The sequence below is a fragment of the Aminobacter sp. P4_D5 genome (assembly GCF_056401815.1).
The window spans coordinates 1-631 of record NZ_JBFUIP010000918.1; the positions used below are offsets into that span (position 1 = coordinate 1).

At 72.7% G+C, this 631-nt stretch carries 1 protein-coding gene; it reads left to right on the forward strand.

What is annotated here, in order from left to right; translation table 11 throughout:
* Window positions 1-201 precede the first annotated feature (201 nt).
* A partial coding sequence (locus tag AC1DWF_RS35785) for a polysaccharide deacetylase family protein (RefSeq protein WP_476843200.1) occupies window positions 202-631 on the forward strand: 430 nt, incomplete at its 3' end.

Below are 631 nucleotides of genomic sequence, written 5' to 3' on the forward strand. Positions count from 1 at the left end.
GCGCAGTGCCGGCGGGACGCCGAGATGGCGGGCCTGTGAGGCTGCCGAGCGTTGGATGCAGCCCCGAATTGACCGCCGCGCCGCCGCGGGCGAATGCTCGCCGCGATGGAGGCGATCCCCACGGAATCCCCGCTTGTTCCAGGCTCCGCAAAGGCCCGCTGGCGGCGCCTGCGGCTTTGGTCTCCGGCGTCGGCGGTGCGGTTGTCGATCGCGACCCACGCGCTCGGCGCGGCGACGGTGGCCGTAGCGCCGCAACTCTGGCCGCAGGTCCTGGTGGCGCTCGCCGCCAACCACGCGGCGCTCGCCTGCGGCATGCTTCCACGCAGCGCGATGCTGGGCCGGAACCTCGACCGGCTGCCGGAGGCACAGGACGGGCTCGTCGCGCTGACCTTCGATGACGGACCGCACCCCGAGGTCACGCCGAGGGTCCTGGACATCCTCGATGCCTTCGGCGTCACGGCCAGCTTCTTCGTGATCGGCCAGCGCGCGGAACGCCATCCCGGGCTGGTGCGCGAGATGCTACGGCGGGGCCACAGCGTGGAGAACCACACCCATCGTCACCCCATGGGCTTCGCCTGCCGTGGCCCGGTCGGCCAGTGGCGGGAGGTCCATCGGGCGCAACGGGCGATCG